Genomic DNA, 7,477 nt, shown 5'->3' with positions numbered 1-7,477 from the left:
GATGGGCCGGATCGAAGGCGCGATGGGCGAGTTTCGCGCCGCGATCGACCGCGGTGCCTCGCCCAACGAGCTCGCGGAAAAGGTGTCAGTGCTCGACGGGCTGTTCGACGATGCGGAAGCGGCGCTGGCGCCTGATGCCGCCACGGAAGCGTCCACGTTCCTGGGCGCATTCACGATCTTGCTGCGCGAGGGGCTCGAAGCCTTGCTCATCGTCGTCGCCATGATCGCGTTCCTTCGCAAGGCGGAGCGAGGAGAGGCGCTGCGATACGTGCATGGCGGTTGGATCAGCGCGCTCGTTGCCGGGGGGATCACCTGGGTGGTGGCCACCTATGCAATCGGGATCAGCGGCGCGAGCCGGGAGCTGACCGAAGGGTTTGGGTCGCTGTTCGCTGCGGTCGTGCTGCTCTCGGTTGGAATATGGATGCACGGCAAGGCGCAAGCCGATCAGTGGCAACGCTATATCCGGGAAAAAATGTCACGGGCGCTCACCGGAGGATCGGGCTGGTTCCTGTTCGGGCTGGCGTTCGTGGTGGTCTATCGGGAGGTCTTTGAGACAATCCTGTTCTACGCGGCGCTCTGGTCGCAAGGAAACGGTCCCGTGCTGCTGGCCGGGGCGGGCTCGGCCGTTCTCCTGCTTGCGGTGATCGCCTGGGCCATGCTTCGCTACAGCCGCACGCTGCCGATCACGCAGTTCTTCCGCTACAGCTCCTGGCTGATGGCGATCCTGACGGTCGTGCTCGCGGGCAAGGGGGTTTCCGCTCTCCAAGAGGCGGGCATCATTGCCATAGCGCCGCTTCGCGATGTGCCCAGGCTCTCAATACTTGGCCTGTTCCCTACATGGCAATCCGTGCTGGCGCAGCTCCTGATGGCGGTGGCTATCGCGATCGGGTTCGCCTGGAACCGTCGCGGCGATCGGGGCAGGGCATCGGCTCACTAGCACCGATGCGAGTCCATGACGGAGACCATCACCTCTTGCGGCTGAGCCGGGAGGCGTCCGTAGCTATTCCGCCGCCTTTTTCTGGATCGTGCAGCGCACCGCCTGCTTCGCCTTCACAGCGGCTTTGCGGCATCCCTTGATCGTCTCGCGATTGTCGCGCAAGACCCTGTCGGCCGTGACTATCACCTCCCAGCTCGGCTGCGATGCGCTGACCATCAGATGCTGGCCGGCATCCCAAAGGGTGGGTTCATCCAGCACGCGCGCCGCCATGCGCTCGGGCCATTTGCCAGCTCGCCGGTGCAAGGTGCGCGATCGGCCCCGCCAGCGGACCTAGAGTAGCAGCACCAAAAGCTTCCCGCCGCCGCTGGCTCGGCACCTCGATCGCGACATTTGGAATAGGCCTCGCCTAACTGGCCACAGTGCACCGCACCGCGCCCGACCGATCGTGCGCGGTGTATTGGGGGTTTGCTCGGTTTGATGACGCTGGCGATATCGGTACAAGGGTTCCTGGGGCGCGCCTTCATGCATGGCGGCCTCAACCATCTGGCATTTTGAAGGGGGAAACATGATTTTGGCGTTTAGGGTGGCAATGGCCACAGCACTGGCGATGCCGATCGCGGTCGCCGCCCAGCCTGCATCGCGCTTCGCGGATACGAAGGCCGTGGAGGCAGTACTGTCGCAGTACAAGGCGGCGATTGAAAAGCTCGATGCGAAAGGAACAGAGCGACTCTTCGCGGCCGACTCCCAGATATTCGAAACGGGTGGCTCGGAGGGAACCTACGCGACATACCTCGCCCATCATCTTGGGCCAGAGCTGGCAGCCTTCAAGTCGTTTACATTTTCCGACTACAAGGTGAAGGTTCGCTTTGAGGGTCCGGTCGCACTTGCCACCGAGACCTACCGCTATCGGATCGAGCCGAAGAACGGGGCTGTTGCCGAACGTATTGGCGTCGCAACCAGCGTCTTAACGCGCTCGGGGAGCAGCTGGAAGATCATCAGCATGCACAGTAGCGCTCGCAAGCCGAAAGGCTCCTGATCGGTCAAGATCACATTGCGCCCGGATCCAGCTTCAGGGGTCGGCAATATGGCCGCTACTGCTTCTTCGCTGGATTCGGCGTAGCCGACTGCGGTGTCGCATTTGTAGAATTCGTCGGGTGATCGTGCTCCGGTATGCCAGCATAATGGTTCATCTGATCCTCGGAGATGTCCGACGTTTCCTCGCTGCTGCCACAAGCCGTTACGGCCAGAGGTAACAGAAACATGGCTGTGATAATCGCCCTCGATCTTCTCATAACAGAATACCCTTCGATGCCGATCTGAACCCATCATAGCTGATACGGTGGGATGCTCGTATCTGACTTCCTTACAATGATATGATCGACAAGGTTTTCGCTAGACTGGCATGCTCATGATGTCCTTATACGCGGAAAGCAACTTATTGCGAACTTGCAACGTCGCCTCGAACGCGATCGACGACTCCTGCCGCGCGAGCATTACCTTTGCAATATCGACCTCTTCGCCGCGTTCATAGGCAACCGTCAACTTTCCGGCGCGAGCGTTGATTTCATTGATCTTTTGAAGCTGTGTTTGCAGTGTAGAGGTAAAGCCACCTGGTTCCGCGCGCCCGGCAGCCGAGATCCCTTGGGTCGAACCTGGACCTACGACCGAGTCTGCACCGTCCGCCTTTCCAAGCACGGTATTCATCGCTGCTTCGAATTTTGCTCCCGCACCCTCGGGGCTACCAACAGAAACCGCGCTGCTTGCTACATTCCGAAGCGCCGCATTCCTGTCGAGGATGGCGCTTCGCACGGCCATGACGTCGTTGATGAAGATGCTGCTCATGTTCACCCCGGTGCGACCTCTAGCATAGCTGCATGATCGCATCGCAAGCGTTAGAGGATGGTTAACGACGCTTAGGAATGATTTCTTCATCGTAAAGCCAGGCGTCGATCGTTATCGGATTTGCCCAAGCCTGCCAGATGACGCGCGACCAGATGATCCAATCATTGGCACTTGGCGAAATGGTCGCACGACGTTACGGGGCATCTTAATCGTGCAGCGCGCTCTCTCTCGCTGAATCAAAGGACCATCCCGCACGAAACCCTTGCCGCTCCCGCGTCGCTACGCCTTCGCGACGCGGCTCGGTGCGCCGACGAGCTTCGGCGCGGTCCTAGCCGCCGCGTCTTGTCGCTCGTGCTGCGGCGTTGGGTGTGGGGGCTGGCCGAGGGCATCGCGTGGAAGGTACGCCAGACAACGCTAAGCGAGAACATTTCAAGAACCGTATGATGGCCGTTACCGCCGGAGGTCGCTAAGCCCCAGTTCTTCCCACATCCATGTAAAGTCATAGGTGCCCATCGGATCGGCGGTGCCCGATTTTGCCGCGCCATTTTCGATATATTTGAGCCAGTCGGCTACCTTTACCCGCCCCGCCTTTGTACAGGCCAGAACGCGTGGCGTCTTGTGGCTGAGGGCTGGGACCGGCTCATCGAGCGTTTTCGTATATTCACGGGTCAGCATATCGTGAACGATGCGCTCCATTTCATGCGGTGGAATATCCAGCGCCTCGTCCTGTGGCGTGCGGGCGGCATCGTCGGCCATAACCTGATCGAGCGTCCGGATTTCGGCCATAGGCGCGCTCACGCAATCACCAAGCCATTCGCCCATCTGGGTAATTGCTCGCTCCGCGCGGGCGGCACTGTTTACCTCGACGATCAGCTTGCGCCCTGCCAGTTCCACATTGGCAAAAACCGGCGTGCCGTCATCCATGGTCGTGACGAAGGCCCGCTTGCCTTTGGTCGCTTGCGGCTTCTTGTTCTTCGTCGCTGGTGCCAGCCAGTTCCAGAAACTGTCGCTGGCAGGTTCCAGCCATTGTGCCGCGTTCAGCCTTCGGATCAGGCTCTTGCCGACCACGCCTTTCGCCAGCGGAAAAACGATACGGTGGAACACCAGGTCATCGCCGTCGGCGTTGACCATATCCGGCGCGCTGCCGGGCATGGCCTTGCCCAGACAGTCGAGCAGCCACATGTTCGTGAACATCGGTCCCGATGCTCCCAGAAGCGCGTCCCGATCGGACGGGTCCAATTCCGCAGTGTCCTGAGTTTCGTCGGCAAGTCGGGAAAATGCATCGACCACTCGCACGGCGCCCTCAGCGCTGAACGGCAACAGCGCTCCGGAAATGCCATGGCGCCCGTTCACGTCGACAACCCTTGCGGCGATCTTGTCCCAGTTGACCAGGGTCTGGGTTGCACCGTGTTCGCGCACCGTCACCGGAGCAACGTCGCGCAGCAGATCGCGCAAGGTCATCGACTGACCAGGCACGACTTCGCTGACCTCATAGAGCGACATGACCGTATCGCGTAACGCGCGCATATAGGCCTTGTTCGGCGCCTTTTCGTTCCAGCCCCGGCGCTTGAGATAGTCATCGACCAGATTGCGACCGTCGGGTTCCAGTTCCTGCGTAAGCAGATCTTCAAAGGCGCAGCCCCATAGCGGCCCTTGCCAGTGATCGCCAATTATCTCGAATATGGCGTCAGGCTCGAGTCCGGTCGCTTCGCTCGCCGGATCGAGATGCGCGGACAGCATTTCGGCCAATGCCTCATCCCATGGCGCGCGATCCGCATATTTCATCAGGCCGGAAAGATCGTGAGCCGATTTCGATCTGGACATTCAGATGGGCCTTTCCACGCCGAGGCGGCGCATTTCTCGATAGATGGTCGATCGGCCGATGCCGAGTTGTCGTGCTGCTTCTGTCGGCGAGATGCTCGCTTCGACCAGTTTGATGGCGGCATGTACCTTGGACATGTCGAGCGGCTGACGGCCGGGCAACTTGCCTTTGGCGCGCGCGGCGGCGATCCCATCCCTGGTTCGCTCGGAGATCAGTCTCCGCTCGAAATGGGCGATGGCCCCGAACACATGGAAGATGAGTTCGCCGGCGGCCGACGATGTGTCGATCTTTTCCTCAAGACTCAGGAGCGCGATGCCCTGGCCGCGTAGCGTCTCGACCGTGGTGAGCAATTCGGCGAGCGAGCGCCCAAGCCGATCGAGGCGGACCACCGCCAGCGTGTCGCCCTTGCGGGCATAGGCGATCAGTTCGGCCAGACCGGGCCGCTCCATGCTCTTGCCCGACATGACGTCGGTGAACACCTTGATCGCGCCGGCCTCCTCCAGACGCATGGTCTGTCCAGCCACGTCCTGATCGCCGGTGCTGACGCGGGCATAACCCAGAATATCGCCCATCCCGTGCGTCTCCCAAACGGCCGTTTTGTGGACGTTCTGAACGGCGACGGCTTCGCCCCATCCATATCCGTCCACATACTATGTCTCTTTACTCATGGCTGTCCATAGTCCCAGATGACCTTTTGTGGACGGGAATCGGCATGACGAAGCGCAAGCATCAACTCCTGACCGAGAGCGAACGCGATCATATCCTCGCCATCCCGACCGAACGCGACCATCTGGCCCGACTCTACACCTTCGAGCCTTCGGACATCGAGATCATCGGCGCACGACGGGAACGACGGAACCAGTTGGGCGTCGCGCTGCAACTCGCGCTCTTACGGCACCCGGGCATCACATTGGCGCAGTTGATACAAGACAGGGGCGCAATACCCCATGATCTCGCCGCCTTCGCCGCGGAACAGCTTGGTCTCCACGTAACCGACCTGGCCAACTATGCGGCGCGGGATCAGACGATGACGGACCATGCTCGAGAGTTGGCCGCGCGCCTGGGACTGCGGGGGCCGACCCGCGCTGATATCCCCTTCATGATAGAAGCGGCTAGGAAAACGGCATGGGCGACTGACAAGGGGATGACGATAGCGACCGGAGTTGTCACCGCCCTTCGCGAGGCCCGGATTCTGCTGCCGTCAATCTCCACTATCGAACGTGCCAGCAGCGCGGGGCGCGCGCGTGCCCGCAAGCAGGTTGCCTATGCCTTGATCGCCGATCTCAGCACCGAACAGGTCCACGCCCTCGACCAGCTCTTTGACGACGCCGGCGGCATGAGCCAGCTCGCTTCGCTCAAGACAATCCCCATCGCGGCCAAGCCCGATCACATCCGCCAGATTCTCGACCGCCTGCGGCAAGTGCGGAAGATCGGCATTTCTCCGGACCTGGCTGGTCGCATCCATGAGGACCGCTTCCGGCAATATGTCAGGGAAGGCCGTGCGTCGCCTGCGTATATGATCGAGCGATATATCCCCTCCCGGCGTCGCGCCACGGTGGTTGCGTTCCTGCTCGATCTTGAAGAACGGCTTACCGACAGCGCTCTGGAGATGGCGGACAAGCTGATTGGCAGCATCTTCACCCGCGCGAAGAACGCCCAGGCGCGCAGCTATGCAACCACGTCGAAGAACGTGGCGCGACTGATGCTGATCTTTCGCAGGACGATCGACGCGCTCACCGATGCAGTCGATACCGGCGAAGATCCGATAGAAGCCCTGGACGCATCGGTCGGGTGGAACACCCTTCTCAAAGCCAGGCCGGAAGTGGCGACGATCGCGGAAACCGCCAGCCTCGACCCGCTGACGGTCGCGGCTGATCGCTACGCGACGTTGCGCAAGTTCGCCCCCGACCTGCTTGAGGCGCTCAAGTTCAAGGCCGGAAAGGGCAGTGCGAAAACGATCGCCGGCATCGAGATGCTGCGCGACCTCAACAGGTCGGGCAAGCGCGATCTGCCTGCTGACGCTCCGATGCCCTTCCGCAAGGAATGGCGGAAAATCGTCGTGGGCGATGACGGCAAGATCAACCGGAGGCTTTGGGAAATCGCGACAATCGCGCATCTACGCAACAAGCTGCGGTCCGGGGATGTCTGGGTGGAGCGATCGGCGGGATACCGCCGGTTCGATAGCTACCTGCTCAGCGAACCAAAGGCGCAGCCGATCGTGTCGGCTCTCGGCCTGCCACCCACAGCCGGCGAATGGCTCGAACAACGGGGCCGAGAACTGGACTGGCGGCTGAAGAAATTTGCCCAGCGCCTGAAGCGTGACGCTCTGGAGGGTGTGCGATACCGCGACGACCGCCTCCAGATATCCCCTGTCCGCACGATCGCGACGCTCGATGCTGAAGCACTGGCCAACCGGCTCGATGCCATGATGCCACGCATCCGTATCACCGAGCTGCTGCATGAGGTGGCACAGGAAACCGGCTTTCTTGTAGCGTTCACCAACCTGCGCACCGGCGAGCCATGTCCCAATGAAAACGCGCTGCTCGCCACGATCCTCGCCGACGCGACCAATCTCGGTCTGTCGCGCATGGCGGCGGCGAGCCAAGGCGTCACGCGCGATCAGCTCCTTTGGACCCATGACGCTTATATCCGCGACGACAGCTACCGCGCGGCGCTGGCCGTCCTCATCAACGCGCATCACCGCCTGCCATTCTCGCGGATATGGGGCGACGGCACCACGTCCAGTTCCGATGGCCAGTTCTTCAGGGGCGCGAAGCGCGGCGCGTCGGGCGGCGACATCAACGCCCGCTATGGCGTCGATCATGGCTTCAGCTTCTACACCCATAATTCTGATCAGCGCGCGCCCTACCACGTCA

At 61.3% G+C, this 7,477-nt stretch carries 7 protein-coding genes; 3 read left to right on the top strand and 4 right to left on the bottom strand.

Annotation, left to right across the window (positions count from 1 at the left end; genetic code table 11):
- Positions 1 to 937, top strand: a 937-nt coding sequence (locus B7X90_RS18120; RefSeq protein WP_292626945.1) for an FTR1 family protein, incomplete at its 5' end; no start/stop codon positions are given.
- Positions 938 to 1,000: 63 nt separating this feature from the next.
- Here the strand turns inward: B7X90_RS18120 and B7X90_RS18115 are convergent.
- Positions 1,001 to 1,207 carry a DUF6118 family protein gene (locus B7X90_RS18115; protein WP_051519908.1) on the bottom strand — a complete coding sequence of 69 codons (207 nt, stop codon included), beginning with the start codon at positions 1,205 to 1,207 and terminating at the stop codon, positions 1,001 to 1,003.
- Positions 1,208 to 1,463: 256 nt separating this feature from the next.
- Here B7X90_RS18115 and B7X90_RS18110 point away from each other — a divergent pair, with 256 nt between their 5' ends.
- Positions 1,464 to 1,973, top strand: coding sequence for a nuclear transport factor 2 family protein (locus B7X90_RS18110; RefSeq protein ID WP_235209630.1), 510 nt, complete (start codon positions 1,464 to 1,466; stop codon positions 1,971 to 1,973).
- A gap of 356 nt (positions 1,974 to 2,329) precedes the next feature.
- Here the strand turns inward: B7X90_RS18110 and B7X90_RS18105 are convergent, their stop codons facing one another.
- From B7X90_RS18105 to B7X90_RS18095, 3 genes are all read right to left on the bottom strand, one after another.
- The gene (locus B7X90_RS18105) at positions 2,330 to 2,779 is read right to left on the bottom strand and encodes a flagellar hook-basal body complex protein FliE (protein WP_235209629.1); all 450 of its coding nucleotides are present in this window, start codon (positions 2,777 to 2,779) and stop codon (positions 2,330 to 2,332) included.
- A 450-nt stretch (positions 2,780 to 3,229) separates the two neighbouring features.
- Complete coding sequence (locus B7X90_RS18100; protein ID WP_062734668.1) at positions 3,230 to 4,603, bottom strand: hypothetical protein; 1,374 nt, start codon at positions 4,601 to 4,603, stop codon at positions 3,230 to 3,232.
- On the bottom strand, positions 4,604 to 5,173 hold the full coding sequence (locus tag B7X90_RS18095) for a recombinase family protein (RefSeq protein ID WP_013849886.1): 570 nt from the start codon (positions 5,171 to 5,173) through the stop codon (positions 4,604 to 4,606).
- A 140-nt stretch (positions 5,174 to 5,313) separates the two neighbouring features.
- On the opposite strand from B7X90_RS18095, the gene B7X90_RS18090 reads away from it, so the two are divergent.
- A partial coding sequence (locus B7X90_RS18090) for a Tn3 family transposase (RefSeq protein ID WP_292626929.1) occupies positions 5,314 to 7,477 on the top strand: 2,164 nt, incomplete at its 3' end.

It is taken from the genome of Novosphingobium sp. 17-62-19, assembly GCF_002256775.1.
Classification (GTDB): domain Bacteria; phylum Pseudomonadota; class Alphaproteobacteria; order Sphingomonadales; family Sphingomonadaceae; genus Novosphingobium.
This window is presented reverse-complemented; position numbering and strand designations above follow the sequence as displayed.